Below are 26612 nucleotides of genomic sequence, written 5' to 3' on the forward strand. Positions count from 1 at the left end.
AATATGACCGGCATAGGCCGGCAGCAACCCTCGCGGTATCCGCCAGACAGGGAGCACATCGATGAAAAGGCAAGCGAAAGGCAGATCTGGCCTCGCCAAGCTGTTATTGATCCAGGCCACGGCACACCAGGCGGCCACCCTGCACGAACAACTGCTAGCGGCGGCGACAGCCACTCTTCGCTTGCCCGGCTGCATGGTTTGCCAGCTTCATGCCAGCAGGCGCAGTGCACGGCACTGGATCATGAGGTTTGAATGGTTGGATCAACAGGCGCTGCAGCTCAGCATCGACCAGGTATTCGAGCCACTGCTGCAGCAGCTATTCGACACTGGCGCGCTCAGTGCTTTGCAGGTATTCGGCGGGCCAGATGCGCTCCCGCCAGCGGATGTTCTGCACGATATAGAACCGATATAGCGCACCAGTCAGCCCTTATCTTTCGCCTTCCGACTCCAGAGCCTTGTCCACGCACCTGAGCAACGAGTCAGCCCCGAATGGCTTCTGCAGCAGGCAAACCGCCCCGCTCTCCCGCGCCCGCTTATGAATATCGCTTTCGGTACGGGCAGTCATCAGTACCACCTTCGCCTGACCATTGGCGGCAATCAGCTTGTGCGTAAGATCGATGCCGCTCATGCCAGGCATCTGTATATCGGCGACCACACAGGCAAAGCGTGACAGGTCGCCAGAGTTGAGAAAATCTTCAGCACTGGCAAAGAACTCGGTGATGTAGCCCATCGAGCGCAGCAGGCTGGAGGTCGCCAGTCGCAGCGACTCATCGTCATCAATGATGGAAATCAGGTCATGCGGCACATCTACATCCTCAGTGCGCGCCACCTGGCTTGTGCCTGGGCGGCGCGACTTTCAAAAACTTGCCCGAGCATCAGTCCGACCATCGGCCTTTCAAAGGCTGCCGTTAGCCTTGAGCTGCAGAATGCTGGCCATCTTCACCAGGTCGGCCAGCGAGCGCGCCTGCATCTTCTGCATCGCATGCCCCCGGTGAATTTTCACGGTGATCTCACTGAGGCCCAAGCTAGCTGCTACCTGCTTGTTCATTTTCCCTGCGGTGACCAGTGCCATTACCTGACGCTCGCGCAGGCTGAGACTGGCGAACCGCTCATGTAACTTTGCGACTCCAAGGTCCTGCTCGCGCTGCATACGGTCCTTTTCGATAGCAGCTGCCACCGCATCCAGCATGTCCTGATCACGAAAGGGCTTGGTCAAAAAATCCACGGCGCCAGCCTTCATGCTGCGCACAGACATGGATATATCCCCGTGGCCGGTCATGAACACGATGGGGATGGGGATATTCATCTCGAGTAACTGGTTCTGGAAATCCAACCCGCTTTTTCCCGGCAGACGCACGTCCAGCACCAGGCAGGAAGGGCAATCAGGGCGCTCGGCATTCAGAAAATCCTGGGTTGATCCGTATTGCCGCGTGGCCATGCCTACCGAGCGAAACAGACTATCGAGTGCCTGCCGCAGGGATTCATCGTCGTCGATGATGTGCACCAGCGAAAGCGGGTTGGCCATCAGGAACTCCTTCAAGGCGGGCCGGGATCAGTACCTGCATTCTAGTCAGCCGCCCATCTACATGGACATCGCCAATGAAGCTGTTGCACCAGGCCATTGGTTCAATCGCCTCATACCTAGGTATAGGTGCGTGCATTTCCAGCTGCCTGCGGGCACGCCTGTAACCTTACCGATCACCCATCTCATACCTAGATATAGCCGCAGCGACCCTTCGTAGAATGGTTTACCGAAGTTCACGTTCCTATAGTCGATCTCACCAGGCCAACACGTTCGACCCGGCCTGACAAGACGGCACTTCCGTGCAGTTGCCACTGGCATACGGAGCCCTCACCAGCGGTTTGTCTGCATGAGGAAAAGGAACATGGCCACTTCACTGTCCGCGCTCGGCATCATTCACTCCACGCTGAGTCTTCTGCCTGTCATCGCCGGCGCCTACGCCTTTCGCCAATACGGGCGCATCATTCCCGATCTGGCTAGCGGCCGTTGCTATCAGTACGGCCTGCTCGCCTCGGTACTCACCTCCTTCGGCCTGTCCAGTACGGGAGGTTTCACCACCGGGCATGCTCTGGGCCTGATTGCACTGGCGGCTATCGCCGTCGGTCGCAGCGCGCCACGGTTGCGGCGTCTGGGAAAGGCTCGTGAATACCTGCAAGTCAGCGCCATGAGCTTCAGCTACCTGGTGCTGATGATCCCCGGACTCAACGAAACCCTTTCGCGCCTGCCGGTTGGCAATCCCATCGGCAACGGCCCCGAATCGCCGCAAGTGAAGGCCGCAGTGTTCATCGCTGGGGTGATCTTCGTGGTCGGCCTGAGCTATCAGCTGCTGCGCCTGCGCGGCCAGCGAGCGCACCTGCAACACGCCACCCCCCATCACTGACCCACCCATGCGTGCGCCGGCCATCACCCATGATCGGACACCACGCTGCTTTGCCTGTGATACCTCAAACGAAAACGGAGAACGACCATGAGCACAATCACCACTCGCGACGGTACCGAGATCTACTTCAAAGACTGGGGCAGCGGCCAGCCCATCGTCTTCAGTCACGGCTGGCCGTTGAACGCGGATAGCTGGGAATCACAAATGATCTTCCTGGCTAATAACGGCTACCGCGTGATTGCCCATGATCGCCGTGGCCATGGCCGCTCCAGCCAGCCATGGGACGGTAACGAAATGAACAGCTACGCGGACGACCTCGCGGAGCTGCTCGAAACACTCGATCTTCAGAAAGCGGTGCTGTTCGGCTTTTCTACTGGTGGAGGCGAGGTTACGCGTTATATAGGTCGCCATGGCACCAAACGCGTGGCCAAAGTCGGCCTGATCTCTGCGGTGCCACCGCTGATGCTGAAGACCGAGGCCAACCCCGGCGGCCTGCCGCGAGAAGTGTTCGATGGCATTCGCGCAGGCTCCCTAGCCGACCGTTCGCAGCTCTACAAGGACATCGCCAGCGGCCCTTTCTATGGCTACAACCGCCCAGGCGCCAAGCCTTCCCAGGGCGTAATCGATGCGTTCTGGATGCAGGGCATGATGGCCGGACACAAGAGTGCCTATGACTGCATCAAGGCGTTCTCCGAGACCGACTTCACCGAAGACCTGAAGAAGTTCGATGTGCCCACCCTGATCCTGCACGGCGACGACGATCAGATCGTGCCAGTGGATGCGGCGGCGCGCGCCTCGGCCAAGCTGGTGCCTCACGCCAAGCTGGTGATCTACCCCGGCGCTCCACATGGCATTACCGATACCCACAAAGATCAGCTCAACAACGACCTGCTGACATTTGTGCGCAGCTAAGCACTCGTATGCCCGCCGCAGTTTGGCGGGCCACCTCGAATAGGAGAAACGCAATGAACGGCAAGCAAGCACTGATCGTGGTGGATATTCAGAACGACTATTTCCCTGGCGGCCTGTGGACATTGAGCAAGGTCGAAGCCGCTGCCGCCAAGGCGGCCCAGGTTATCGCTCTGTTCCGCGAGCGTGGCGACCTGGTGGTGCATATCCGCCACGAGTTCACGAGCCAGGACGCCCCCTTCTTCCGGCCCGGCAGTGAAGGCGCACAGATTCACCCCAGCGTGCTCAACAACCCGGGCGAGCCGGTCGTACTCAAGCATTACATCAACTCGTTCCGCGAAACCGAGTTGAAGCAGGTACTCGACGAGCATGGCGTGAGCGAGGTGGTGGTCGTCGGCAACATGAGCCACATGTGCGTGGATGGCATCACCCGCGCCGCCGTCGACTTCGGCTACCAAACCACCGTGCTGCACGACGCCTGCGCCACCCTCGATCTGGAGTTCAACGGCGTGAAGGTGCCGGCCGAGCAGGTGCATGCGGCGTTCATGGCGGCGCTGCAGTTCGGTTATGCACCGGTCATCTCCACCGCCGAGTACCTCGGTCAGGCTCGCAGCGCCGCATGAGAACCCACTGCTGAAGGCGGGCAAGTCTTCGGGTTGAACGGAGGCTTGCCCGCTACAGCAGCTGTTGTGCCAACCGCCATTGCTTAGTCGAAGGAGCAAAACGATGAAGAAGCTCACTACCGCCTCCGGCGCCCCTGTCGTAGACAACCAGAACATCCAGACCGCCGGCCCCCGCGGCCCGGCGTTGCTGCAGGACGTGTGGTTCCTGGAAAAACTCGCCCACTTCGACCGCGAGGTGATCCCAGAGCGGCGCATGCATGCCAAGGGCTCCGGCGCCTACGGCACCTTTACCGTGACCCAGGACATCAGCCGCTACACCCGTGCTGCGCTGTTCTCGCAGGTGGGCAAACAGACCGACATTTTCGTGCGCTTCTCCACGGTGGCCGGTGAGCGCGGCGCAGCGGACGCCGAACGGGATATTCGCGGTTTCGCCATCAAGTTCTACACCGAGCAGGGCAATTGGGACCTGGTGGGTAACAACACGCCGGTGTTCTTCCTGCGCGACCCACTGAAGTTCCCCGACCTCAACCATGCGGTGAAGCGCGACCCGCGCACCGGCATGCGTAGCGCGCAGAATAACTGGGACTTCTGGACCAACCTGCCGGAGGCGCTGCATCAGGTCACCATCGTCATGAGCGACCGCGGCATTCCCGACGGCTACCGACACATGCACGGCTTCGGCAGCCATACCTTCAGTTTCATCAATGCAGCCAACGAACGGCACTGGGTCAAGTTCACCTGGAAGAGCCAACAGGGCATTCGCAATCTCAGCGACGCAGAGGCTGGGCAGGTGGTGGCGAGCGACCGTGAGAGTAGCCAGCGCGACCTGTACGACAATATCGAGCGGGGCAACTTCCCACGCTGGACCTTCTACGTGCAGGTGATGCCGGAGCAGGACGCCGGCCGCTACCCCATCAACCCCTTCGACCTGACCAAGGTCTGGCCGCACAAGGACTACCCGCTGATCGAGGTCGGCGTGCTGGAGCTCAATCGCAACCCGGAGAATGTCTTCGCCGAGGTCGAACAGGCCGCCTTCAACCCGGCCCACGTGGTGCCCGGCATCGGCTTCTCGCCGGACAAGATGCTGCAGGGGCGACTGTTCTCCTACGGTGATGCACAGCGCTACCGGCTCGGCGTCAACCACACGCATATCCCGGTCAATGCGCCGCGCTGCCCGTATCACAGCTACCACCGCGACGGGCAGATGCGCGTGGACGGCAACCAGGGTGCGCGCCTGGCCTACGAGCCCAACAGTTACGGAGAGTGGGCCGAGCAACCCGAGTTCGCGGAGCCGCCGCTGACGCTGGAGGGCGCGGCCGATCACTGGAATCACCGCGTCGACGAAGACTACTACTCTCAACCTGGCGCGCTGTTCCGCCTGATGTCGCCAGCGCAGCAGCAATCGCTGTTCGACAACACCGCGCGGGCAATCCGCGGCGCCTCGCAGCAGGTGATAGAACGTCACATCGGCAACTGTAGCAAGGCCGACCCGGCCTATGGTGCCGGGGTTGCAGCAGCCATCGAGCGGCTCGGCCAGTAATCCGCGCCGCCTTGCATGGAGGGCGCGATACGCAACCTTCATGCTTTTTTTAAAAGCGGTGGCTGCCTTCAGCGGCCATCAGGAGGATTCCCATGCGTTACAGCACCTTCGGCCGGCGCACCGGCCTGCGCGTATCCGAGCTCGCTCTGGGCACTGGCAACTTTGGCACGGGTTGGGGCCATGGCGCCGAACGCGGCGAAGCCCGGCAGATTTTCGACGGCTATGTGGAAGCCGGTGGCAACTTCCTCGACACCGCCAATGGCTATCAGGCGGGCCAGGCAGAGACCCTGCTTGGAGAATTCATCGCATCCGACCGCGACCATTTCGTTCTCGCCACGAAGTACAGCATGGGCACGACACCGGCGGCCGGCATTTCCCAGCTCGGCAATAGCCGCAAGAACATGGTGCGCGCAGTAGAAGAAAGCCTGCGGCGCCTGAACACCGACCATATCGATTTGCTCTGGGCACACATCAGCGATGAGTTGACGCCTATGGAAGAGATCATGCGTGGTTTCGACGATCTGGTGAGCACCGGCAAGATCCATTACGTGGGTCTTTCCAACTTTCCCGCTTGGCGCATTTCCCGCGCCGACATGCTGGCTGAGTTACGCGGTTGGGCTCCAGTGGCTGGCATTCAACTCGAATACAGCTTGGCAGAACGCAGCGCCGACCGTGAGCTGATACCCATGGCAGAGGCCCTGGGTCTGGCCGTCACCCAATGGTCACCGCTGGCTGGAGGGCTTTTAACGGGCAAGTACCGCAGCGGTACCGACGACAGCCGCGCGACCAAGCTGGGTATGCTCGTGCACGCTGAAACCAGCGCCAGGGAAACCGCGATCATCGACACGCTTATCGATGTCGCAGGGACCATGGGTAGCACGCCAACCGAGGTTGCCATTGCCTGGCTGCTGCACAAGGCCCGGCAGTCCAGCACCAGCCTGATTCCAATCCTTGGCTCGCGCACGCGCGCGCAGTTTGACGCCACGCTTGGCGCCCTTGATCTGCAGTTGTCCGAGTCGGACTACGCGCGTCTGAACAGTGCCAGCGCCATTGCCCTTGGAGTGCCCCACGAGCAGACCATTGAGATGCGGACCTCTCTGGCAGGAGGCTGCCACCTCGCTCGAGCAAAAATCCCGGTGGCTTAACCGCAGTATCGCTGGCCGCTCGCGAGGAATGGATGCCGCGAGCGCCCATGCCAAACACCTGATCGCACATCCCAAACAGCGTCGTCGGGATGATTTCGCGGCCCTGGGCAAAGATGGGCCAGTCAATCGGCACCCGAGATGAGGCTTGCGGGCTTTCGCGGCAATGGCACGATAGCGTCCCGGTAATGGCGATCAAGCGCAGCAATGCCGGATGCAAGAGAGAGTGGTGGTGTCGACGGCATCGGTTACCTGCTTTGGCATGAGGTGTGAAACATGGGCAATCCGTCCCAGGCGCCGCTGTGCTCCGGTTGCTGTACCTTGCTCACAGAGCAACTCCGCGGAAGGCATGAATAGGCAGCTGCGTTCTCAACTGCATCAGCCCGAAGCAACGCTGGCATCAAGCCGCTGGGCTAATGAATGTACTGAGGTGCCCGGGCTCGCAAACCTCACCAAGAGGTACTGAACTGTCCAGCAAGCAGGGCCTATCCGGATGTTAGTTGTCGCGTCTGAATATCGGTTCACTGTGCATGACGCGAATGCCCTCTGGGCCACAGTCCAGTATGCGGCGCTCGCTATCGGAAATCATAAGCTCAAGCCCGTAACCGGCGGCGCTCAAACAATCGGCGATCTCCTGCACGGCTTCCTGCGCCCAGGGCGTTATGGAGTCGAAATGTCCCAGCAATTTTTCGTCTCTGTGGACCATGAGTCGGTATCTAGTCATCCTATTCACTCAGCAGTAAGTGCAGCAGTTCGGGGCCGCAGCCGGCACCTGCCAGTGGCAGGCGCTCAGCCAACAGCTGATGACACGCTGGGCAGCTTCGGCCAGGTAAGGTTATGTCTCACCTGCCTGGGCGCGCAGCTCGAACGAAGGTTCAAAATGCGCAATGACTTCCCGCCAGTTCGATACGGCCGAAACTCGCATTGGCGCCAAGCGGCGTAATGGCCAGCAACTGGTCGAGGCGTACCTCGAACTGGCCGTTATCGCTGTGCAGCACGAGAAACTCCTCCTTGCTCGACGCCGTGCGCGTGGTCAGCGCCCTGGCTGCGAAGCTCGGTCCGTCGAGCAGTTCGATATGCAGGTCGTAACGGTGCATACAGGCGATCTCCAGGTAATCGTGCAAATCGCAGTTCAGGGGCTGATACCTGTTCATAGATGGGTCTCCTAACAGCCTTGCAGCTTGATGATGTAGTAGCCCTGTCGCGCGATGGCGGCAGCGATCTCGGGGTGAGCCGGCTGGCTGTGACAGAACTGGCAGCGGCTCTGTTCGATGTCGGCATCCTGCACACCGAGTTCGGTCATCCAGTCGCGGGCGTACTGGTTAGCGCGAGCCTGGTCGCTGCCCTCGATCAAGACGTCGAAGTGCAGATAGCGGCCATCGCGGGTGCGCACATGGGTGTCGAATACGTTCACCTTCATCACGGTTGCTCCTTCCAGGTAGCCGGCAGCGACAAGTCGCCAGAGGCTACGTCCCACACGCTGGAGACACACAGCAACGGGTTATGCAGATCGGCGTTGACCTGCAGCGCAGCGGTCACTCCGTCGTAGTTGAAGCTGGCCGGGAACCCGACCGCAGCCAAGGGAACGCGAATTTGCACGGCGTCTTTGTTCAGGCTGAGGTCGTAGCCGGGCGAATCGATATAGATAGGCGCTCCAGGCCAGGTGGCTGGCAGCTTCGGCTTGGCGCCCTCGGGGATGTCGCGAACCTTGAGGCCACTAGGCCCGCAGCTGGCGTCCTTGCTCAGCACCACCCAATGTGAATGCCACAGACCACCGTCATTGGCGTTGTCGCCATCGCCATTTTCATCGAGCTGCGGCGTGTCATCGAAGTCCGGGTGCGAAGTCAGGGCCAACGCGAGGATGCCCGAGTCGTCAGCGAAACCAACTGCGCCGCTGTTCAGACTGGTCGGCCAGACATAGCTGTAGACCTCGGCACCGGCGAAGCTGCCTTTGGCAGTGGGTGTGCGGCTGCCGGCTTTACCATCGACCAACTGCTCGAATACCAGATCCTGGCCGTCCTTGAACACGCGGGAATGCACCAAGTCGAAAGCAGCCTCGACCTGGGAGCCGTTCTCACTATGGATGCCACCCGGACCATGGGCCCAGACAGAGCTGGCGAATAACGCAGTGAGTGCGAACGCGAAAGGCGCTTTCATGGCCATCTCCTTACTTCAGATCTTCGATGGAAGCGCCGAAGTTCAGGTGCAGCACCTGGCCATCGACCACCAGTGCGGGTACCGACTTGACGCCGGCCTGTTCGGCTTCCGCTACCCGTCCGGACTGCTCGCCGAGGTGAACGATCTCCACCTTGACCTCCGGAGCCAGCAGGTTCAGCAGGGTCTGTTCGGCCGATACGCAGACGGGGCAGCCAGCGTGATAGAAGCGTGCTTGAGTCATGGTCAATCTCCTGCTGAGTATTTAGTATCGATTCGATACCGATATGCAGGCTACGCTCAAATTGGCCTTTGTCAACATGGTATTTAGTCGATACTATATTTCGACAGGAGTGATACATGACCGACACGACTCTCTTCGATCTGCTCGAACGGCTGTCCAGCCTGACCCGCATCTGGTTTCGCCAGCACCCGCTGCTGGCCGAGCTGCAGCCCATCCAGCTGAGCGCGCTGATGTACCTGGCGCGCTGTAACCGTTATTCGAATACGCCGCTGGGGGTGACCGACTACCTTGGCCTGACCAAGGGCACGGTGTCGCAGTCGCTCAAGGCGCTGGAAGGCAAGGGGCTGATCGCCAAGACGCAGGACGCGCGCGACAAGCGCAGCGTGCACCTGGCGCTGACCGATCCCGCCTGGCAGTTACTAGAAGCTCTGCTGCCACCGGACTTTCTCGCCGCTGGCGAAGCTCGTCTGGGCGCGCGTGGCGAGCAGCTCAAAGCCTTGCTGACCGACCTCTTGCGGGAAATTCAGCGTGACACAGATGTGCCTAGCTTTGGCCTGTGCGGCAGTTGTCGTTTTCATCAGCAGGTCGATGGCCAGCCGTTCTGTGGCCTGACTCAGGAGCCGCTGCAGCCAGGTGATGCCAGGCTGATCTGTCGCGAGCACCAGCCCCCGGAGGCCGCATGAACGATTTGCTACTCGACACCCTGCTGACAGGCCGCGCACAGCCCTTCATCCGGCCTGGCTCGCGCAGCGGCATCGCCAAGACACCACGCCAGGAGCCCCTGGCGGTGACTACGCTGGGGCTGGCTGGCGACGAGCAGGGCGACCTGCGGGTGCACGGCGGCGCAGAAAAGGCCATCCACCATTACCCAAGCGAACACTACGCCGCCTGGCGTCGCGAGCTTGGTGAACACCCCCTTCTGGAACAGCCGGGTGCCTTCGGCGAGAACTTCAGCACCACGGGCTGGACCGAAGACGATGTCTGTCTGGGGGACGTCATTAGGGCCGGCAGCGCCTTGCTGCAGGTCTCCCAGGGGCGCATGCCATGCTGGAAGCTGAGCGACCGTTTCGGCATTGCCGATCTGGCGCTACGGGTGCAGGAGTCCGGGCGCACGGGTTGGTACTACCGGGTCATCGAGGAGGGCATGGTTCGGGCGGGTGATCCTCTGCAACTGGTGGAGCGCGCGCATGCTGACTGGTCACTGAGCCGCCTTTCGGCTGTGCTGTTCGACAGACGCGTGGAGCCGGAGCTGTTGCGTAAATGTCTGGCTCTGCCACTGGTGCCGTCGTGGCGAAAGACGCTCGAGCGGCGCCTGGACAAGGCACAAGTCGAGGACTGGGCGCCGCGACTGCAAGGCACAAACATTACTCAATAACGAGCGAAGCGCGCAGGTGCCGGAAGTCAATTAACCCGTTTGTAAGGGCTGCACTGTTGCTACTGGACGCTCCAAAAGGACGAGTCGTATGGGATGAGGCGATTGATGCTAGCGACGGGTAGCTTCTGACCACAATCCGTAAATCACACAGATTGCCCCAGCGCTCTATAAACGCGCGAAGTCCGCGCATTTTCGGGTGACCTCGAAAGCCACTCGTGGTCTTGGGCCTCTGCCCTGGCGCTCAGGAATGCGTTGATCGAAGGGGATAAGTCAGGAAGGCGTATATAGCATCCACGATTGCGGGCTCGACCTGGCTAACGTCCAAATCCTGTGGGGGATAGAGAATGGCTGAATGGACCAGCGATTCGGTCATGCGCATGATCATCCAGGCTGCAATCGCTAGATTAGGGTGCTTGACCTCACTGGGGTGCTCCTCAAGCAATCGCTGAATATGGCGATGCACCTCGCCATCGACCCCACTACTGTGGGCGTTACCCTCGAAGAATGGGCGCTCCTTTTCCAGCAGCCGGTGCAATTCAGGCTCCACCTCGTGGGCCGCCATAGCCGCTCGCACAAACCGGACTATGGCCCCTCGCAACCCCGCTCCGCCCAGCGGCTCGGCCAGAATCACGCCAATGGAGTGCCCCATCTGTTCGGCGTGGCGATCATGCAATGCCGCCAACAACGATTCCTTGTTGGGGAAATATTGATACAGCGACCCCACGCTCACTCCAGCGCACTGAGCTACGGCATTGGTGCTCATTCCGGCATAGCCACGCTCGAGCAAAATGCGAGCACTCGCTTCGAGAATAGCGTCCACCATCGCGACGGAACGGCTCTGGCGCGGGAGTTTTCGGGGTCTAGAGGTACGAGTGTCGGGCATGACCTGAGGCGAGTACTTTATGCGAGTTATAGCTCGTATTATTTGCGCTCTCACGCCTGTCGTCAAACTGACGTGGGCTCGATTGGAGGAAAGCGCTTTGAAACGAATTCTGATCATCGGTGGCGGTTTCGCGGGGTTGTGGAGTGCCGCTTCGGCTGCTCGCCAACTTGCCGAATTACAGCAGGTAGCCGATATAACCCTCATCAATCCGGATCCCTGGCATAGCATCCGTGTTCGTAATTATGAAAAAGACCTGTCAGATACACGGTTGCCCCTTTCCTCGTTACTTTCACCGATCGGCGTTCGTTTGCTGGTAGGCAAGGCGGTTTCCATCGATACGGACACTCGAGTCGTTACAGCTCAGATAGAGGGGGCGTCCAGACTTATCGGTTATGACAAGTTGATCCTTGCCAGCGGCAGCCAGTTGGCGCGTCCCTCCACGCCAGGTGTGGCCGAACATACATTCGATGTGGACTCTTATGCGGCCGCTCTTCAACTGCAAAGTCATATCGATAGTCTGCCAAACGCACCGATCACCGCCGGGCGGTTCACCGCATTGGTGGTGGGCTCCGGTGCGACCGGTGTCGAAATCGCATGCGAGTTGCCGGCCCGGCTGAGCGAAGTTGCGGCGAAACTTGGTCTGAATGGTGCGGCGGCTCCGATACGGGTGATCCTGGCTGATCGTGGAGCGATGATTGCCGGTGGGCTGGGAGGTGGCCAACCGGTAATAGAACAGGCGTGTCGTGAGCTGGGGATAGAACTGCTGCCGAATTTTTCCCTGGCGTCCGTGGACGCTCAGGGTGTGACGTTGGCTGACGGCAGCCGTATTGAAGCATCCACCATCGTTTGGTGCGCCGGGATGAGAGCCAGCGATCTAACCGGTAACGTCGCAGGAGAGTTCGACCCTCAGGGGCGCCTCAAGGTTGATCAATACATGCGCGTGACAGGAGTCGAGCATGTCTTTGCAGCAGGCGATACCGCCCATGCATTGATCGATGGCGAACAACCATCCGTTATGTCCTGCCAACACGCCCGTCCTATGGGACGATTCGCAGGACATAACGCAGTTAACGAAGTATTTGGCATGAAGATGGAGCCTTTGACCATCGATTGGTACACCAACATCATTGACCTGGGCTCATGGGGAGCGGTGTATACGCAAGGCTGGGACCGCGAGGTCGTTGCTCAAGGCCATCAGGCCAAACAGACCAAAGCGGTGATAAACCGCGAGCGCATCTACCCTCCTCGCAATGGCACCCGGGAGCAAATTCTAGCGGCGGCGTCATTAGAGCTGCAGAAGCCACCGCAGCTCAAACCCATCAAGATGCTCGGTTAGCCGGCGGCTCCCTGACCTTTTCCCTGAGGCCATTGAGTTCGGAAATTTCTCGGTGCTGAAAAGGGGAACGCTCTTCACTGGAACATTTCAGTTCAGCCGCAGTGTCCGGAAACCTGGTGCCTGCTCTTGGTTGCCGGACCTGGTAGATCAGCATCGGTGTCTGACAGCCGATTCTTGATCACACAGGGCACGGCGCAGAGACCCGACGTTTGTCGGGTCTTTGTTAACCAACTCGTCAACTTCTCCGTTTCTAACGCTTCCACTCGATCGGTTTCATCGCCATAGATGCTGACCAAATCGATCCTCTGCTCGCCATCAACTGACGGCACTCCTATCGGTAACGCCCCCTGATCTCTGGCTGGATGAAGCCCATCTTTTCGTATCGGTACGGATCACTGCCGCATCGGCGCGCCACCCAATAACGGCCGGACGCCTCTCCACCGCATTTGTATCGCTCTGTATCTAAGCCGTGTAGCTACACGAACGATTACGCTCGCCGTCGTTCGTGACACATGGCAGATACCTCTGCGGACTCCAATAACCCCATCGAGACGGCACCGGGCCGCTCGCTTGTGGAACTGGAGAGTCATGATGAAAAGCACTGCTGTGAATACCGTTCTGCCGGGACGCAGGCTTGCCCGCTCGATGCTTGCCGCTGCCCTGCTGCAAGGTGGTGTGCTGCTAAGCCTCGGCGCTCAGGCCACCGAAGTTCCGGCCGGCAAGATCGAGGCCATCAGCGTCGGCAGCCACACTTCGTTCGGTGAGCTGAAGCATGTCCAGGCAGGGCTGCTGGATGTGTCCTACGCGGAGCTTGGTCCGGCCGATGGCCCCGTGGTGATCCTGCTGCACGGCTGGCCATACGACATTCACAGCTATCTCGATGTGGCACCTGCGCTGGCCAAGAAGGGTTATCGGGTGCTGATCCCGTCGGCCCGCGGCTATGGCGAGACGCGCTTCCTTTCCGACAAAACGCTGCGCAACGGCCAACCGGCTGCGCTGGCCAGCGACCTGATCGACTTCATGGATGCGTTGAAGATCGATCGCGCCGTGCTCGGCGGCTACGACTGGGGTGCGCGCACCGCTGACATTGTCGCGGCCCTGTGGCCAGAGCGGGTCAAGGCGCTGGTTGCCGTGAGCGGCTACCTGATCGGCAGCCAGGACGCGGGCAAGGCACCTCTGCCGCCGGAAGCCGAGTTGCAGTGGTGGTATCAGTTCTACTTCGCCACCGAACGCGGCCGACTGGGCTACGAGAAGAATACCGAGGCCTTCGCCAAGCTGATCTGGAAGCTCGCCTCGCCCGAATGGAAGTTCGACGACGCCACTTATGCGCGCAGCGCAGCATCGCTGCACAACCCGGATCACAGCGCCGTGACCATCTTCAACTATCGCTGGCGCCTGAATCTGATCGAGGGCGAGCCGCAGTACGACGCCATCGAGAAAAAGCTGGCGACCTTCCCCGCCATCAGCGTGCCAACCATCGCCCTGGAGGGCGATGCCAACGGCGCACCACACCCGCCCGCCGAGGCCTATGCCAAGCGCTACACCGGCAAATACGAGTACCGCCTGATCAGTGGCGGCATCGGCCACAACCTGCCGCAAGAGGCGCCGCAAGCCTTCGCTCAGGCGGTGATCGACGCAGACCACCTCTGACCGCCAACCCGGTGCAGGTCCACCCGCCCCGCACCGAGTAACACTGCCGTACCTACCACTTCGAGGAAATCCGCATGAAAAACATCGTTGCCGCACTGGCCATCGCGACCAGTCTTGCCATGGGCAATAACGCCCTCGCCGCAGAGAAACCCACCGTCGTTCTGGTACACGGTGCGTTCGCCGATACTTCCAGCTGGAATGGCGTGGTGAACATCCTGGAACACGATGGCTACAAGGTCATCGCTGCGGCCAACCCCTTGCGTGGGGTGAAGAGCGATGGCGCAGCCGTGGCCGCGTTACTGACCAGCGTGAAGACGCCTGTCGTGTTGGTCGGGCACTCCTATGGCGGCAACGTCATCAGCAGCGCCGCCTACGGCCAGCCGAATGTAAAAGCGCTGGTCTACGTCAGCGCCTTCGCTCCCGAGGCCGGTGAAACCGTCGCGCAGCTGGCGGGTAAATTCCCCGGCAGCACGCTCGGCCCGACGCTGGCCGCCCCCGTCGCACTCGCCGATGGCGGCAAGGATCTGTACATCCAGCAAGACAAGTTCCACGACCAGTTCGCCGCGGACGTATCCACCGAGCAAGCCGCGCTCATGGCTGCCACGCAGCGGCCGGTCACCGAGGCAGCCCTGAACGAAAAGGCCACTGCGCCCGCCTGGAAGAGCATTCCCTCGTGGCACATCTATGGCGATGCGGACAAGAACATCCCGCCTCAGGCCATGGCTTTCATGGCCAAGCGGGCGCAGGCCAAAGACGTTGAAGTGGTCAAGGGCGCGTCACATGTGGTGATGGTGTCTCACCCCGAGTCCGTCGCCCGGATGATCGAGAAAGCAGCCGAGCAATAGGAACAGCGGGAATGGCGCTCTGACCAGAGTCAAATCCATTGAGCAGGACTCTGGCGTTGTGCCTCAGTGATTCCCGCTCGCCCTATCCCACGCGTCAGTCCACCCGGTCACGGCCAAACCCGTGACCGGGCTTGAAACCTGAACATTACTCAAAGTGCAAAAGCGCCATGGCCACTTCGCCGGCGCTTTAGTGCGTGGTGCTCCCGGAACGGTTCAGGGGGTCGCCCCCAAGCCAAACAACTTCCAGGCACATGAATATTCCAAAAATGTATTTATCTAAGAGTTTTAAAACTTATAGGGTATAAAAACCGGACCACCGGAGCCTCGAATTTCCCGCTGCTCCGTTGCGCCCTCATCCCGGTGCCGTTGCGGCATATCGACAGATGAGGTTTGCATGAGCAGTCCGATTGCCCTTGAGGACAGCGACCAGGACGTCGCCCCTCCACTCTACCCCGCCGCCATTCTCGCCACTGATGCCGACGCCCTGCAGGCCGCGCATGCTCTGGCCGAGGCGGCACAGGCCGAAGTGATACTGCGCGACCGCGAGCGGCGCCTGCCGTGGGAGCTGGTGGAGCGTTTCACCGCCAGCGGCCTGGGCAGCATCGCCGTGCCACGTGAATTCGGCGGCCCGCAACTGTCGTACGTGACCATCGCCGAGGTGTTTCGCATCATCTCCGCCGTCGACCCGGCTCTGGGGCAGATTCCGCAGAATCAGTTTGGCCTGTTGCAGCTGTTGCGCACCGGCGCCAGTGTCGAACAGCAGCAACGCCTGTTCGCCAGCGTGCTGGCCGGCGCTCGCATCGGCAACGGCGGCCCGGAGCGTGGCAGCAAGCACACGCTGGATATCCAGGCACGCCTGGTGCAACACGACGGCCGCTGGCTGTTCAGCGGCGAGAAGTTCTACTCCACCGGCGCGATTTTCGCCCACTGGATCGCCGCCAAGGCGCTGGATGATCAAGGCCGTCCGTGGCTGGCCTTCATCCAGCGCGGCCGTACCGGCTTGAGCGTGATCAACGACTGGTCCGGCTTCGGCCAGCGCACCACGGCCAGCGGCACGGTGCGTCTGAACGAGGTGGAAGTGGATGCGGACAACCTGGTTCCGCTGTGGCCACTGACCGAGCGCCCCAGTATTCAGGGCGCCTTCTCGCAACTGATCCAGGCGGCCATCGACCTGGGCATCGCCGAAGGTGCCGTGGGCGATGCCATCGCCTTCGTTCGCGACAAGGCCCGCCCGTGGATCGACGCCAAGGTCGAGCGCGCCGCCGACGATCTTTATGTGATTGCCGATGTCGGCCGCCTGCAGATCGAGCTGCACGCCGCTCAGGCGTTGCTGCGCAAGGCCGGCAGCGTACTCGACGCGGTCGACGCTGCGCCCATCGACGACGATGCGGCGGCGCGTGCGTCGATTGCCGTGGCCGAAGCCAAGGCGCTGAGCACCGAAATCTCGCTGACTGCCAGCGAGAAGCTGCTGGAGCTGGCCGGCAGCCGCGCCACCCTGGCCGAGTTCGGCCTGGACCGCCACTGGCGCAACGCCCGCACTCACACGCTGCACGACCCGGTGCGCTGGAAATACCACGCCATCGGCGCCTGGCACCTCAACGCCAGCCGTCCCAACCGCCATTCCTGGATCTGAGCCATGAACGCACCTTTGAATACCGGCGCGGCAAGACTCCGCGACGATGCCCAGGCGCTGGCCAGCGCCGAACGCCTGGCCCAGCAATTCACCAGCGGCGCCGCAGGCCGTGACCGCGTGCGCCAGCTACCGCACGCGGAACTGGAGCAGTTCAGCCAGGCCGGCCTGGGTGGCATCAGCGTGCCCCGGGCATTTGGCGGCGCCGGGTTTTCCAGCGTCACCCTGGCCAAGGTCATCGCCCGGATTGCCCAGGCCGATGGCTCGCTGGGGCAGATTCCGCAAAACCATTTCTATGCCCTGGAAGTGCTGCGGGTGAACGGCAGCGAGGCGCAGCAGAGCCGGCTGTACGCCGAGGTGCTGGCCGGCCAGCGCTTTGGCAATGCGCTGGCCGAGCTGGGCACCAAAACCGCACTTGATCGCAACACCCGCTTGAGCCGCGATGGCGACGGTTATCGCATCGATGGACGCAAGTTCTACTGCACCGGCGCATTGTTCGCCCAGCGCATCCCCACCCTGGCCGTGGATGAAAACGGTGTCGGCTTTCTGGCCTTCGTCCCTCGCACCGCCAGCGGTGTGGAGGTGGTCGACGACTGGAGCGGCTTCGGCCAGCGCACCACCGGCAGCGTGCTGTTCAATGCTGTGGCGGTTGCCGCCGAGGACGTAGTGCCGTTCCAGAGCGCCTTCGAGCGTCCGACCACGGTCGGCCCGTTCGCCCAGTTGCTGCACGCCGCCATCGACACCGGCATCGCCCGCGGCGCGTACGAGGACTTGCTGCAGTTCGTACGGCACAAGTCGCGGCCGTGGATCGATGCCGGCATCGACAAGGCCAGCGACGACCCGCTCACCCAGCAGGAGATCGGCAAGCTGCGCGTGCGCCTGGCCGCCAGCGAGGCGCTGCTGGAGCGTGCCGGCGAGTTCGTCGACCGCGCCCAGGCCGAGCCGGATGCTGACAGCGTCGCCGCTGCATCCATTGCAGTGGCCGAGGCCCGCGCCATCAGCACGGAGACCTCGCTGCTGCTCGGCAGCAAGCTGCTGGAGCTGGCCGGCAGCCGCGCCACGCTGGCCGAGCACGGCCTGGATCGCCACTGGCGCAACGCCCGCACTCACACCCTGCACGATCCGGTGCGCTGGAAGTACCACGCCATCGGCGATTACTACCTAAACGACCGACTGCCGCCACGCCGGGGGACCATCTGATGGCCAGGCATATTCTTCTCAACGCCTTCAACATGAACTGCGTCGGCCACATCAACCATGGCTTGTGGACCCACCCGCGCGACCGCTCCGTGGACTTCAATCGCCTCGACTACTGGACCGACCTGGCTCGCCTGCTGGAACGTGGCCTGTTCGACGGGTTGTTTCTCGCCGATATCCTCGGTGTCTACGACGTGTATCAAGGCGGCGTCGACCTAACCCTGCGCGAGGGCATCCAGCTACCGGTCAACGATCCGCTGCTGTTGGTTTCGGCCATGGCCGGCGTCACCTCGCACCTGGGTTTCGGCGTCACCGCCAACCTCAGTTACGAGCCTCCTTTCACCTTCGCCCGGCGTATGAGCACGCTCGACCATCTCACTGGCGGGCGTGTCGGCTGGAACATCGTCACCGGCTATCTGGAAAGCGCGGCCCGCGCCATGGGCCAACCCGAGCAGGTCGAACACGACCGTCGCTACGACCAGGCCGATGAATACCTGGAGGTGCTCTACAAGCTCTGGGAAGGCAGCTGGCAAGACGACGCCGTGCTCGCCGACCGCCAGCGGCGCATCTACGCCCAACCGCACAAGGTGCAGCCGGTTCGTCACCACGGCGAGTTCTACCAGGTGGAGGGTTATCACCTCAGCCAGCCTTCGCCACAGCGCACGCCGTTGCTGTTTCAGGCCGGCTCGTCGGCACGCGGCCTGCAGTTCGCCGGGCGCCACGCCGAGTGCGTATTCATCGGCGGGCAGAACAAGCAAGCCGTGCGCAGCCAGGTCGACAAGGTGCGCGCCGCTGCCGTCGCTGCCGGTCGTCCGGCGGATGCGATCAAGGTGTTCATGGGCATCACCCTGGTGGTCGCAGCCAGGGCAAGCGAGGCCCAGGACAAGCTGGCCGAATACCTGCGCCATGCCAGCCCGGAGGCCGGCATCGCGCATTTCTCCGCCTCCACCGGGATCGACCTGGCCGGCTTCGGCCTCGACGAGCCGATCACGGAACGCAAGACCAACGCCATCGAGTCGGTGGTCAAGAGCTTCAGTGGCTGGACCAAGCGCCGTCTGCTGGAACAGCACGCCCTCGGCGGCCGCTATCCGCAGGTGGTCGGCTCACCCACAGAGGTCGCCGAGCAGTTGTTGAGCTGGATCGACGAGACCGGCCTGGACGGTTTCAACCTCACCCGCACCGTCACCCCGGAAAGCTACATCGACTTCATCGACCTGGTAGTGCCCGAGCTGCAAAGCCGTGGCCGCTACAAGACCGCCTACGCAGACGGGGCCTTGCGCCACAAGCTGTTTGGCCAGGGTCCGCGCCTGCCGGCCGATCACCCTGGCGCGGCGTTTCGCCAACACATCGAAACCTTTCACAGCCCCCGTCGCAGGAGCCAGCTTGCTGGCGATCAATCACACCGCTGAAACCTGGGATCGCCGGCAAGCCGGCTCCTGCACCGACCCCATAAAAGGACGCCATCATGCTCAAAACCCTGAAAACCCTGACCCTCGGCACCCTGCTTGCCGCCAGCAGCCTGGCCCTGGCCGAACCAGCCCTTAAGCTGGGCACTACCGCCGCCTTCGCACCGCCACTGGAGGTGGCCGTGGCCGAAGCCAGGAAGCAGGGGCTGGAGGTCGAGCTGATCGAGTTCAGCGACTGGATCGCGCCCAACGTCAGCCTGGCCAATGGCGACATCGACGTGAACTACTTCCAGCACATCCCCTTCCTGGAAAACGCCAAGGCCGAAGGCGGCTACGACCTGCAGCCGGTCGCACGTGGCGTGCTCAACAACGTCGGTCTGTACTCGAAGAAGCACAAGGACTTCTCCACCCTGCCGGACGGTGCCACGGTGGCCATCGCCAATGACCCGATCAATGGCGGGCGTGGCCTGCAGTTGCTGCGCAAGGCCGGGTTGATCGAACTCAAGGATGGCGTTGGCTACAAGGCGACCCTGGAGGACATCACCGCCAACCCGAAACACATCCGCATCATCGAGCTGGAGGCCGTGCAACTGGTACGCGCACTGGATGAAGTCGACCTGGCCCTGGGCTACCCGCACTACATCCGCCTGGCCGGCACCCATGACCCAGAGTCGGCGTTGCTGTTCGACGGTCTGGAGAACCCGGAGTACATCATCCAGTTCGTCGCTCAGCCGGCCAAGGTCCAAGATGCCCGCCTGCTCAAGTTCATCGACATCTACCAGCATTCGCCGGAAGTACGCGCGGCACTGGACAAGGCCCACGGCAAACTCTACCAGCCGGGTTGGGAAAGCTGACATGAGCGGTTTCGATCTCCACTTGCAGCAGGCCGCAGCCGTCAGCCAGGCCGTCGAGGCGCACCTGCGCTTCGACAACCTGGGCAAGCACTATGAAAGCCTGCACGGTACGGTCCAGGCGCTGCGCAACATCGACCTGACGATCCAGCGTGGCGAAGTATTCGGCATCATCGGCCGCAGCGGCGCGGGCAAGTCCTCGCTGCTGCGCACCATCAACCGCCTGGAACGCCCCAGCAGCGGCCGGGTGCTGATCGACGGCAGCGATATCGCGGCCTATGACGAAACACGCCTGGTCACCCTGCGCCGGCGCATCGGCATGATCTTTCAGCACTTCAATCTGATGTCGGCCAAGACCGTGTGGCAGAACGTCGAGTTGCCCCTCAAGGTCGCCGGGCTGCCGCGCGCAGCACGCCAGCGCAAGGTCAGCGAGCTGCTGGAACTGGTCGGCCTGCAGGACAAGCACAGCGCTTACCCGGCGCAGCTGTCCGGTGGGCAGAAGCAGCGCGTGGGCATCGCCCGCGCCCTGGTACATGACCCGCAGATTCTGCTCTGCGACGAAGCCACCAGCGCCCTGGACCCGGAAACCACCCAGGCCATCCTCGGCCTGCTGCGCGACATCAACCGCCGCTTGAATCTCACCGTGGTGCTGATCACTCATGAGATGGCGGTGATCCGCGAGATCTGCGACCGCGTGGTGGTGCTGGAACAAGGCGAAGTGGTCGAGCAAGGGCCGGTGTGGCAGGTGTTCGGTGCGCCGCAACACGAGGTCACCCGCACCTTGCTGGCGCCCTTGCAACACGCCCTGCCCGCGCGCCTGCAGCAACGCCTGAGCGATGAGCGCAAGACACCGGGGGATGAGCTGGTGCTACGCCTGCACTTCACCGGTACCGGGCTGGAGCCGGATATTCCCGCCCTCGGCGCGGCGCTGGGGGGCCGCGTGACCCTGCTCGACGCCAGCCTGGAACAGATCCAGGGGCACGGCGTCGGCCATCTCATCGTTGCCGTCGGCCAGTCGCCCTTCACCCCTCAACAACTGCTCGATAACGCGCGGCCGCTGGCCGATCATCTGGAGGTACTGGGCTATGTCGCTACTGCTTGAACGCCTCTGGCAAGGGCTGCTCGATACCCTGCTGATGGTCGGCGTGTCGTCACTGCTGGCGCTGCTGGTCGGCATACCACTGGCGGTGTTTCTGGTCACCAGCAGCCAGGGCGGCATCTTCGAGGCACCGCGCCTGAACCGGCTGCTCGGCACCATCGTCAACCTGTTCCGCTCGATCCCCTTCCTGATCCTGATGGTGGCGCTGATCCCCTTCACCCGCCTGATTGTCGGCACCACCTATGGCGTCTGGGCCGCCGTGGTACCGCTGACCATCGCCGCCACGCCATTCTTCGCCCGTATCGCCGAAGTCAGCCTGCGCGAGGTGGATCATGGCCTGATCGAAGCGGCCCAGGCCATGGGCTGCCGACGCCGGCATATCGTCTGGCACGTGCTGCTGCCCGAGGCCCTGCCGGGCATTGTCGGCGGCTTCACCATTACCCTGGTGACCATGATCAACTCCTCGGCCATGGCCGGCGCCATCGGCGCGGGCGGCCTGGGTGATCTCGCCTATCGCTACGGCTACCAGCGTTTCGACAGCCAGGTGATGCTCACCGTGATCGTCGTGCTGGTGGTGATGGTCAGCCTGATCCAGCTGGGCGGGGATCGCCTGGCACAACGCCTGAACAAGCGCTGAGGCAGATGCCGAGCCCCGGAGCTCCGGGGCTTGGCTGTCAAACCTCACTACAACATCGCCACCTCGCTCCCCTTCCCCTCCAAAAACAGATGGACGACGAATGGTCGTATCATGAATTGACATATCGGTAAATCTCGATATTATCGCCCCCATGGACCTGATCAACGTATTCAAAGCCCTCTCGAATCCCACGCGCCTTGGAATCCTCAAGGGGCTGAAGGACCCGGTGAAGAACTTCCCTCCGCAGGATGAAGGGGACGTTCATACCGTGGGCGTCTGCGTCAGCAGTATTCAGGAAGGTGTCGGTCTGTCCCAGTCGACGGTGTCGGATTACCTTGCGACGTTGCAACGAGTGGGCCTGGTCGAAGTGCGCCGGGTCGGACAGTGGACCTACTACAAACGCAATGAAGCCAACATCCGCGCCCTGGCCGAGATCATTGGCAAAGAGCTGTAATTTTTTGATCTTGTATATCGATATTTCTCGATATCCCTTTTAATCGAAACGAGGACTGCCAATGGAGAGAGCCTAAGCACAGCCGCGTAAATTTTTTTGATTCAACATATCGAAAATTCCCTATATCCCTTATTCCAGAAACAAGGAACCACAATGAAAGCGCAAATTCTCAAATCCTTTGGCGGCCCGGAATCGTTCGAACTGAGCGAAGTGGCCAAACCTATCCCTCAGGCAGGGCAAGTCCTGGTGCGGGTTCACGCCACCTCGATCAACCCGCTGGACTTCCAGGTACGCCGTGGCGACTACGTCGACTACGTTCCCCTCCCCGCCATTACCGGGCATGACGTATCCGGTGTCGTCGAAGCGGTCGGCCCGGGGGTGACGAGCTTCGTGCCGGGCGATGAAGTCTGGTACACCCCGCAGATCTTCGACGGCGATGGCAGCTACGCCGAGTATCACGTTGCGTCCGAAAGCATCGTCGGGAAGAAACCTGCCTCCCTGAGCCACCTCGAGGCGGCCACTCTGACACTGGTAGGCGGCACCGCGTGGGAAGCGCTGGTGGTGCGCGCATCCCTCCGGGTGGGTGAAAGCATCCTGGTGCACGGCGGCGCCGGTGGCGTCGGTCATGTGGCGATTCAGTTGGCGAAAGCCATGGGCGCTCGTGTGTTCACCACCGTACGCGAAGCGAATTTCGAGTTCGCCAGAAGCCTGGGTGCCGATGTGGTCATCGACTACGAACAAGAGGACTACGTGGACGCCATCCTGCGGGAGACCGACGGCCATGGCGTGGATGTGATCTTCGACACCATCGGCGGCGACACCTTGTCGCGCAGCGCCGACGCGCTCGCCCAACTCGGCCGTGTGGTCTCGATCGTGGACATCGCCATCCCGCAGAACCTGATTCAGGCCTGGGGCAAGAACGCCAGTTATCACTTCGTGTTCACCCGCCAGAACCGCGGCAAGCTCGATGAACTCAGCGCCCTGGTCGAACGCGGGCAACTGCGGCCGCATGTCGGCGCGGTGTATTCGCTCGCCGACATCCCGGCCGCCCATGCCCGCCTGGAAACGCCGAACAATGGCCTGCAGGGAAAAATCGCAATTGCCGTCGTGCCCCAAACCGACTTGAGCGATGCCAACGCTTAACCGCAGACCTTCCGGAGGAACACACCATGATTCATGAAATCGCACTACTGCCTGTTCAGCCCGAACAGATCGAACCGTTCAAACAGGCATTTGCCGACGTGGTTCATTTGCTCAAGCGCGCCAAAGGCTACGGCGGCCATCTGCTCGCGCAAGGTATCGAAAGCCCCGCGACGTTCAACCTGATAGTTCGCTGGCAATCCCTTGAGGATCACACGCCGGGTTTCGAGGCGAGTGAAGACCATCAGACGTTCATGGCGGCTCTGGAGAACTATTTCTCCGAGGAACCGACGGTCTATCACATTCAAGAGACTGCTTACGCGAGTGGCGACGTCGAGGGTTTCGACATTACAGCGCCAGCATCCTAGCGTCACAACACGGATCACATGTCGGCATGTGCTCGGGTGCTTTTGGGTAGGGTGCGCTGCGCGCACGGTGAAGACCGTAGTGCTTGCCTGGTGCGCACGGCACACCCTACGAAAAGCCGAGCGACAGTTGACCTGTGAGCTACCGCTGTAAGCACGCGCTCGCCCGAGCCAGCACCGCCACTACCGCTGTGGCCACGATCTGACAGCACTGAAGTACCAGGCTGTCAGGTCGAATGACCCGAACCCAACCCAATCGTCTGCTTCGCACGTCAGCTGACCGTTCAGCTCGGCTGCTGGAAGCACGCGGCATTTATTCGTCTTTTTTTGGAGTTTTCACATGACCCGCACTCGTAAACCGGTAAACGTTCTGATTGCCGGCCTCGCCTTACTCTTGTCCTGCAACGCACTGGCTGCAAGCAGTGCCACCACTTACGAATATGGAATGAAACTTGATATAGCCAAGGTTCTATCCATATCGAAGCCGAAAACCCATACCTGCAAGACGGTCGACCAGGTAATGAAGTACGTGGACTCCGCTGGAAAAGTGCAAACGCTGAAGTTCAGGGCGCTCTCGGATGCGTGCAGCAAAGGACACTGACATCACGCTGGAAACGCCAGGGACGGCAACTTTGCGTAGAAATGAACGACGCAGTGCAGCGCCCCTTCCCACCTCCGCCACTCGCCCCGAATGGCATTGCCCACCTGTTGATTCTGATCATCGCTCGCGATACTGGCATATAGCCGTAAAAGCCGCGTTATCATGCCCGCGCCCGCGTTCGGCATGACGACAAGGAGCAGTAGATGAACGATTCGCGCCAGGCGGTATTCGCCAGGGAATGCGACCTGATCATGAAAGGCGGCATCACCAGCGGCATCGTCTACCCGCTGGCGATAACCGAGATTGCCAAGGCATTTCGTCTGCGCAGCATCGGCGGCACCAGCGCCGGCGCTATCGCCGCAGCTGCAGCCGCTGCCGCCGAACTGGGCCGTCAGCGCTATCGACAGGGTCAGCTGAGCAGCGACCCCGCCGGTTTTGCCGAAATCGAACGCCTGCCGGAATACCTCTGCACGCCTGCGGCAGAAGATCGGGGCACCAAGCTGCTGGCGTTGTTCAAACCCATTCCTGCGCTGCGCACGCTGTTCGACACCTTCATCGCCATACTCGAAGCCAAGGGCAAGGGCACCAGAGCCCGCCTGCTTGCGCCCCTCAAGGTGATGCTGGCGCGCCACAAGCTCGCCGCCCTCGCCGGCGCCCTGCTCGCGGGTGGCCCGCTGTGGTGGAGCGCCATCAGCAGCGGCAATCTGCTGGTCTGGCTCTGGGTGCTGCTGTTCGCTGCAATCGGCAGCGTGGTGGCTGTCGCTGGCCGCTTGCTGATATCGGCACTGCGGGAACTGCCGAACAATGGTTTCGGTCTGTGCACCGGCTTGCCCGGAGCCGATGACCAGGCCCCGGAGGAAGCCCTGACCAGCTGGCTCACTCACTACCTGGACCGCCTCAGCGGGCAGCAGGCATTTTGCGCCGGGCAGACAGAACACATCGAGTGCGAACGGCCACTGACCTTCGGCGACCTGCGCCAGCAGGGGATCGATCTGCAGGTGATGACCACCTGCCTGAGCATGGCGCGGCCTTTCCGCCTGCCATTTCGCGATGACGAGCAGGTACGCGACAACAACCAGTTTCACTTCCGCGAGGAGGAATTCTCGCGCCTCTTCCCCCGCCGCGTGGTGGCCTGGATGAGTGCCCATCAACGCCCTGGTGGCGATGAGCGCAAAGACGGTTATCTGCGCATGCCGCTGCCAGACGACCTGCCGGTGATCGTGGCGGTGCGCATGAGCCTGAGCTTTCCCCTGCTGCTCAGCGCCGTGCCGCTGCATGCCGTGGATTACCGCAAGAGCGAGAAGAAGCTGGAGCGCTGCTGGTTCACCGATGGCGGTATCAGTTCCAACTTCCCCATTCACTTCTTCGACGCCGCCCTGCCCCGGCGCCCGACCTTCGGCCTGGATCTGGGGCCGACCGACGGTGCTGACCCGCAGCGCGTGCGCTTCCCACGTAACAATGGCGATGCCCGGCTCGCCTACTGGCGACGCTTCCCCCAGTATGGCCTGCCGGCGCTACGCGGGTTTCTCGCTCAGCTCAGCAACGTCGCCAAGGACTGGAACCACGAAACCCTGTCGTTGATGCCAGGGTTTCGTGACCGCATCGGGCTGATCCAGCTGACCCGCGAAGAAGGCGGCCTCAACCTGACCATGCCCAGAGAGCGTATCGAACGGCTGACCCGCTACGGACGCGAAGCCGGCCAGCAATTCGTCCTGCGCTTCGGCGACCCGGCGTACTGGCAGCCCACTGCCGAGGCCTCGCCGATGAACTGGGAAAATCACCAGATCATCCGCCTGCGCCTGCAACTGGCCAGCGTTGCCGAACAACTGCAGAGTCTGGAAACTGCCTGCCGCGAACTGCACGGCAGCGCGCATGACTACCAGCGCTTCTTCACCGCCGAAGCCAGGCGCTACAGCTATCCCTTCAAAGGGCTCAACGACCTGGAGCAGGACCCGGACAGCGGCCTCTATCGCACCCAGGCCGGCCTGGCGCAGGCCATGCTCGAGCAGTTGCGGGCCATCGCCCAGATGATCGAGCAGCACCCCGACAGCCACCCGGCCAAAGGGGCCCCGAAACCCACGCCCGAACTGAAACTGCGGCCGCGTATCTGAAGGAACTCAGACAGGCGG

At 61.9% G+C, this 26612-nt stretch carries 29 protein-coding genes; 22 read left to right on the forward strand and 7 right to left on the reverse strand.

The window, feature by feature from the left end; all coding sequences use genetic code 11:
- The first annotated feature begins 61 nt into the window (after window positions 1-61).
- The gene (locus tag ACJRW5_RS13920; protein WP_484571098.1) at window positions 62-412 is read left to right on the forward strand and encodes a hypothetical protein; all 351 of its coding nucleotides are present in this window, start codon (window positions 62-64) and stop codon (window positions 410-412) included.
- Window positions 413-427: 15 nt separating this feature from the next.
- Here ACJRW5_RS13920 and ACJRW5_RS13925 read toward each other — a convergent pair whose 3' ends face one another.
- The gene (locus ACJRW5_RS13925; RefSeq protein ID WP_484571099.1) at window positions 428-805 is read right to left on the reverse strand and encodes a response regulator transcription factor; all 378 of its coding nucleotides are present in this window, start codon (window positions 803-805) and stop codon (window positions 428-430) included.
- 90 nt (window positions 806-895) lie between these two features.
- Window positions 896-1525, reverse strand: coding sequence for a response regulator transcription factor (locus ACJRW5_RS13930; RefSeq protein WP_484571100.1), 630 nt, complete (start codon window positions 1523-1525; stop codon window positions 896-898).
- A 361-nt stretch (window positions 1526-1886) separates the two neighbouring features.
- Here ACJRW5_RS13930 and ACJRW5_RS13935 point away from each other — a divergent pair, with 361 nt between their 5' ends.
- From ACJRW5_RS13935 to ACJRW5_RS13955, 5 genes are all read left to right on the forward strand, one after another.
- Window positions 1887-2402 (forward strand): hypothetical protein, encoded by a 516-nt coding sequence (locus tag ACJRW5_RS13935; RefSeq protein ID WP_484571101.1) that lies wholly within the window; start codon window positions 1887-1889, stop codon window positions 2400-2402.
- Window positions 2403-2489: 87 nt separating this feature from the next.
- Window positions 2490-3314, forward strand: a complete 825-nt coding sequence (locus tag ACJRW5_RS13940; RefSeq protein WP_484571102.1) for an alpha/beta fold hydrolase — start codon at window positions 2490-2492, stop codon at window positions 3312-3314.
- A gap of 53 nt (window positions 3315-3367) precedes the next feature.
- Window positions 3368-3934 carry a cysteine hydrolase family protein gene (locus ACJRW5_RS13945; protein WP_484571103.1) on the forward strand — a complete coding sequence of 189 codons (567 nt, stop codon included), beginning with the start codon at window positions 3368-3370 and terminating at the stop codon, window positions 3932-3934.
- A gap of 103 nt (window positions 3935-4037) precedes the next feature.
- On the forward strand, window positions 4038-5474 hold the full coding sequence (locus ACJRW5_RS13950) for a catalase (RefSeq protein ID WP_484571104.1): 1437 nt from the start codon (window positions 4038-4040) through the stop codon (window positions 5472-5474).
- A 92-nt stretch (window positions 5475-5566) separates the two neighbouring features.
- Window positions 5567-6619, forward strand: coding sequence for an aldo/keto reductase (locus ACJRW5_RS13955; protein WP_484571105.1), 1053 nt, complete (start codon window positions 5567-5569; stop codon window positions 6617-6619).
- An 872-nt stretch (window positions 6620-7491) separates the two neighbouring features.
- On the opposite strand, the gene ACJRW5_RS13960 is transcribed toward ACJRW5_RS13955, so the two are convergent.
- The 4 genes from ACJRW5_RS13960 to ACJRW5_RS13975 are packed head-to-tail and all read right to left on the reverse strand — an operon-like array spanning window position 7492 to window position 9014.
- The gene (locus ACJRW5_RS13960) at window positions 7492-7770 is read right to left on the reverse strand and encodes a Rho-binding antiterminator (protein ID WP_484571106.1); all 279 of its coding nucleotides are present in this window, start codon (window positions 7768-7770) and stop codon (window positions 7492-7494) included.
- Between the two features lie 11 nt (window positions 7771-7781).
- The gene (locus ACJRW5_RS13965) at window positions 7782-8036 is read right to left on the reverse strand and encodes a DUF2024 family protein (protein ID WP_484571107.1); all 255 of its coding nucleotides are present in this window, start codon (window positions 8034-8036) and stop codon (window positions 7782-7784) included.
- Window positions 8036-8773: a hypothetical protein gene (locus ACJRW5_RS13970; protein WP_484571108.1), complete on the reverse strand. Its 738-nt coding sequence runs from the start codon at window positions 8771-8773 to the stop codon at window positions 8036-8038. Before ACJRW5_RS13970 ends, ACJRW5_RS13965 begins: the two co-directional genes overlap by 1 nt.
- A 10-nt stretch (window positions 8774-8783) precedes the next feature.
- The gene (locus ACJRW5_RS13975) at window positions 8784-9014 is read right to left on the reverse strand and encodes a thioredoxin family protein (RefSeq protein ID WP_484571109.1); all 231 of its coding nucleotides are present in this window, start codon (window positions 9012-9014) and stop codon (window positions 8784-8786) included.
- A 116-nt stretch (window positions 9015-9130) separates the two neighbouring features.
- Here ACJRW5_RS13975 and ACJRW5_RS13980 point away from each other — a divergent pair, with 116 nt between their 5' ends.
- Together ACJRW5_RS13980 and ACJRW5_RS13985 are read left to right on the forward strand one after the other, a co-directional pair.
- Entirely contained in the window at window positions 9131-9697 is a 567-nt protein-coding gene (locus ACJRW5_RS13980; RefSeq protein WP_484571110.1) for a MarR family winged helix-turn-helix transcriptional regulator, read from the forward strand.
- Window positions 9694-10389, forward strand: coding sequence for an MOSC domain-containing protein (locus tag ACJRW5_RS13985; protein ID WP_484571111.1), 696 nt, complete (start codon window positions 9694-9696; stop codon window positions 10387-10389). Before ACJRW5_RS13980 ends, ACJRW5_RS13985 begins: the two co-directional genes overlap by 4 nt.
- A 241-nt stretch (window positions 10390-10630) precedes the next feature.
- Here the strand turns inward: ACJRW5_RS13985 and ACJRW5_RS13990 are convergent, their stop codons facing one another.
- Entirely contained in the window at window positions 10631-11476 is an 846-nt protein-coding gene (locus ACJRW5_RS13990; RefSeq protein ID WP_484571112.1) for a TetR/AcrR family transcriptional regulator, read from the reverse strand.
- Here ACJRW5_RS13990 and ACJRW5_RS13995 point away from each other — a divergent pair.
- From ACJRW5_RS13995 to ACJRW5_RS14060, 14 genes are all read left to right on the forward strand, one after another.
- On the forward strand, window positions 11370-12608 hold the full coding sequence (locus ACJRW5_RS13995; protein ID WP_484571113.1) for an NAD(P)/FAD-dependent oxidoreductase: 1239 nt from the start codon (window positions 11370-11372) through the stop codon (window positions 12606-12608). The two genes, ACJRW5_RS13990 and ACJRW5_RS13995, sit on opposite strands and share 107 nt — an antisense overlap.
- A 591-nt stretch (window positions 12609-13199) precedes the next feature.
- Window positions 13200-14258, forward strand: coding sequence for an alpha/beta fold hydrolase (locus ACJRW5_RS14000; protein WP_484571114.1), 1059 nt, complete (start codon window positions 13200-13202; stop codon window positions 14256-14258).
- A 74-nt stretch (window positions 14259-14332) separates the two neighbouring features.
- Window positions 14333-15103: an alpha/beta fold hydrolase gene (locus tag ACJRW5_RS14005; protein ID WP_484571115.1), complete on the forward strand. Its 771-nt coding sequence runs from the start codon at window positions 14333-14335 to the stop codon at window positions 15101-15103.
- Window positions 15104-15497: 394 nt separating this feature from the next.
- Window positions 15498-16736 carry an SfnB family sulfur acquisition oxidoreductase gene (locus ACJRW5_RS14010; RefSeq protein WP_484571116.1) on the forward strand — a complete coding sequence of 413 codons (1239 nt, stop codon included), beginning with the start codon at window positions 15498-15500 and terminating at the stop codon, window positions 16734-16736.
- Window positions 16737-16739: 3 nt separating this feature from the next.
- The gene (locus tag ACJRW5_RS14015; RefSeq protein ID WP_484571117.1) at window positions 16740-17933 is read left to right on the forward strand and encodes an SfnB family sulfur acquisition oxidoreductase; all 1194 of its coding nucleotides are present in this window, start codon (window positions 16740-16742) and stop codon (window positions 17931-17933) included.
- Complete coding sequence (locus ACJRW5_RS14020) at window positions 17933-19339, forward strand: LLM class flavin-dependent oxidoreductase (RefSeq protein WP_484571118.1); 1407 nt, start codon at window positions 17933-17935, stop codon at window positions 19337-19339. Before ACJRW5_RS14015 ends, ACJRW5_RS14020 begins: the two co-directional genes overlap by 1 nt.
- 56 nt (window positions 19340-19395) lie before the next feature.
- On the forward strand, window positions 19396-20190 hold the full coding sequence (locus ACJRW5_RS14025; RefSeq protein ID WP_484571119.1) for a MetQ/NlpA family ABC transporter substrate-binding protein: 795 nt from the start codon (window positions 19396-19398) through the stop codon (window positions 20188-20190).
- A 1-nt stretch (window position 20191) separates the two neighbouring features.
- A complete protein-coding gene (locus ACJRW5_RS14030; protein ID WP_484571120.1) occupies window positions 20192-21289 on the forward strand; it encodes a methionine ABC transporter ATP-binding protein in 1098 nt (365 codons plus the stop codon).
- Complete coding sequence (locus ACJRW5_RS14035) at window positions 21273-21923, forward strand: methionine ABC transporter permease (RefSeq protein WP_484571121.1); 651 nt, start codon at window positions 21273-21275, stop codon at window positions 21921-21923. The genes ACJRW5_RS14030 and ACJRW5_RS14035 overlap by 17 nt, the downstream gene beginning before the upstream one ends.
- 151 nt (window positions 21924-22074) lie before the next feature.
- Window positions 22075-22377, forward strand: a complete 303-nt coding sequence (locus ACJRW5_RS14040) for an ArsR/SmtB family transcription factor (protein ID WP_179527598.1) — start codon at window positions 22075-22077, stop codon at window positions 22375-22377.
- 153 nt (window positions 22378-22530) lie between these two features.
- Window positions 22531-23520, forward strand: a complete 990-nt coding sequence (locus ACJRW5_RS14045; RefSeq protein WP_484571122.1) for a zinc-dependent alcohol dehydrogenase family protein — start codon at window positions 22531-22533, stop codon at window positions 23518-23520.
- 26 nt (window positions 23521-23546) lie between these two features.
- On the forward strand, window positions 23547-23885 hold the full coding sequence (locus ACJRW5_RS14050; protein ID WP_484571123.1) for an antibiotic biosynthesis monooxygenase family protein: 339 nt from the start codon (window positions 23547-23549) through the stop codon (window positions 23883-23885).
- A gap of 337 nt (window positions 23886-24222) precedes the next feature.
- Window positions 24223-24483, forward strand: a complete 261-nt coding sequence (locus ACJRW5_RS14055; RefSeq protein ID WP_484571124.1) for a DUF2790 domain-containing protein — start codon at window positions 24223-24225, stop codon at window positions 24481-24483.
- A 203-nt stretch (window positions 24484-24686) separates the two neighbouring features.
- The gene (locus tag ACJRW5_RS14060) at window positions 24687-26594 is read left to right on the forward strand and encodes a patatin-like phospholipase family protein (protein ID WP_484571125.1); all 1908 of its coding nucleotides are present in this window, start codon (window positions 24687-24689) and stop codon (window positions 26592-26594) included.
- Window positions 26595-26612 lie beyond the last annotated feature (18 nt).

Source organism: Pseudomonas pichavaramensis (assembly GCF_050473265.1).
Lineage (GTDB): Bacteria > Pseudomonadota > Gammaproteobacteria > Pseudomonadales > Pseudomonadaceae > Aquipseudomonas.

Excerpts from the sequence above, each read along its gene's own strand:
- ACJRW5_RS13920 (WP_484571098.1), top strand. The coding sequence starts at position 62 with ATGAAAAGGCAAGCGAAAGGCAGATCTGGCCTCGCCAAGCTGTTATTG.
- ACJRW5_RS13940 (WP_484571102.1), top strand. The coding sequence starts at position 2,490 with ATGAGCACAATCACCACTCGCGACGGTACCGAGATCTACTTCAAAGAC.
- ACJRW5_RS13980 (WP_484571110.1), top strand. The coding sequence starts at position 9,131 with ATGACCGACACGACTCTCTTCGATCTGCTCGAACGGCTGTCCAGCCTG.
- ACJRW5_RS13945 (WP_484571103.1), top strand. The coding sequence starts at position 3,368 with ATGAACGGCAAGCAAGCACTGATCGTGGTGGATATTCAGAACGACTAT.
- ACJRW5_RS13960 (WP_484571106.1), bottom strand. The coding sequence starts at position 7,770 with ATGAACAGGTATCAGCCCCTGAACTGCGATTTGCACGATTACCTGGAG.
- ACJRW5_RS14025 (WP_484571119.1), top strand. The coding sequence starts at position 19,396 with ATGCTCAAAACCCTGAAAACCCTGACCCTCGGCACCCTGCTTGCCGCC.
- ACJRW5_RS13955 (WP_484571105.1), top strand. The coding sequence starts at position 5,567 with ATGCGTTACAGCACCTTCGGCCGGCGCACCGGCCTGCGCGTATCCGAG.
- ACJRW5_RS14005 (WP_484571115.1), top strand. The coding sequence starts at position 14,333 with ATGAAAAACATCGTTGCCGCACTGGCCATCGCGACCAGTCTTGCCATG.
- ACJRW5_RS13965 (WP_484571107.1), bottom strand. The coding sequence starts at position 8,036 with ATGAAGGTGAACGTATTCGACACCCATGTGCGCACCCGCGATGGCCGC.
- ACJRW5_RS13930 (WP_484571100.1), bottom strand. The coding sequence starts at position 1,525 with ATGGCCAACCCGCTTTCGCTGGTGCACATCATCGACGACGATGAATCC.
- ACJRW5_RS13950 (WP_484571104.1), top strand. The coding sequence starts at position 4,038 with ATGAAGAAGCTCACTACCGCCTCCGGCGCCCCTGTCGTAGACAACCAG.
- ACJRW5_RS14045 (WP_484571122.1), top strand. The coding sequence starts at position 22,531 with ATGAAAGCGCAAATTCTCAAATCCTTTGGCGGCCCGGAATCGTTCGAA.
- ACJRW5_RS14035 (WP_484571121.1), top strand. The coding sequence starts at position 21,273 with ATGTCGCTACTGCTTGAACGCCTCTGGCAAGGGCTGCTCGATACCCTG.
- ACJRW5_RS14060 (WP_484571125.1), top strand. The coding sequence starts at position 24,687 with ATGAACGATTCGCGCCAGGCGGTATTCGCCAGGGAATGCGACCTGATC.
- ACJRW5_RS13935 (WP_484571101.1), top strand. The coding sequence starts at position 1,887 with ATGGCCACTTCACTGTCCGCGCTCGGCATCATTCACTCCACGCTGAGT.
- ACJRW5_RS14050 (WP_484571123.1), top strand. The coding sequence starts at position 23,547 with ATGATTCATGAAATCGCACTACTGCCTGTTCAGCCCGAACAGATCGAA.
- ACJRW5_RS14000 (WP_484571114.1), top strand. The coding sequence starts at position 13,200 with ATGAAAAGCACTGCTGTGAATACCGTTCTGCCGGGACGCAGGCTTGCC.
- ACJRW5_RS13990 (WP_484571112.1), bottom strand. The coding sequence starts at position 11,476 with ATGAGGGTTATATCGGCTACCTGCTGTAATTCGGCAAGTTGGCGAGCA.
- ACJRW5_RS13985 (WP_484571111.1), top strand. The coding sequence starts at position 9,694 with ATGAACGATTTGCTACTCGACACCCTGCTGACAGGCCGCGCACAGCCC.
- ACJRW5_RS14040 (WP_179527598.1), top strand. The coding sequence starts at position 22,075 with ATGGACCTGATCAACGTATTCAAAGCCCTCTCGAATCCCACGCGCCTT.
- ACJRW5_RS14055 (WP_484571124.1), top strand. The coding sequence starts at position 24,223 with ATGACCCGCACTCGTAAACCGGTAAACGTTCTGATTGCCGGCCTCGCC.
- ACJRW5_RS13975 (WP_484571109.1), bottom strand. The coding sequence starts at position 9,014 with ATGACTCAAGCACGCTTCTATCACGCTGGCTGCCCCGTCTGCGTATCG.
- ACJRW5_RS14030 (WP_484571120.1), top strand. The coding sequence starts at position 20,192 with ATGAGCGGTTTCGATCTCCACTTGCAGCAGGCCGCAGCCGTCAGCCAG.
- ACJRW5_RS14010 (WP_484571116.1), top strand. The coding sequence starts at position 15,498 with ATGAGCAGTCCGATTGCCCTTGAGGACAGCGACCAGGACGTCGCCCCT.
- ACJRW5_RS13970 (WP_484571108.1), bottom strand. The coding sequence starts at position 8,773 with ATGAAAGCGCCTTTCGCGTTCGCACTCACTGCGTTATTCGCCAGCTCT.
- ACJRW5_RS14015 (WP_484571117.1), top strand. The coding sequence starts at position 16,740 with ATGAACGCACCTTTGAATACCGGCGCGGCAAGACTCCGCGACGATGCC.
- ACJRW5_RS14020 (WP_484571118.1), top strand. The coding sequence starts at position 17,933 with ATGGCCAGGCATATTCTTCTCAACGCCTTCAACATGAACTGCGTCGGC.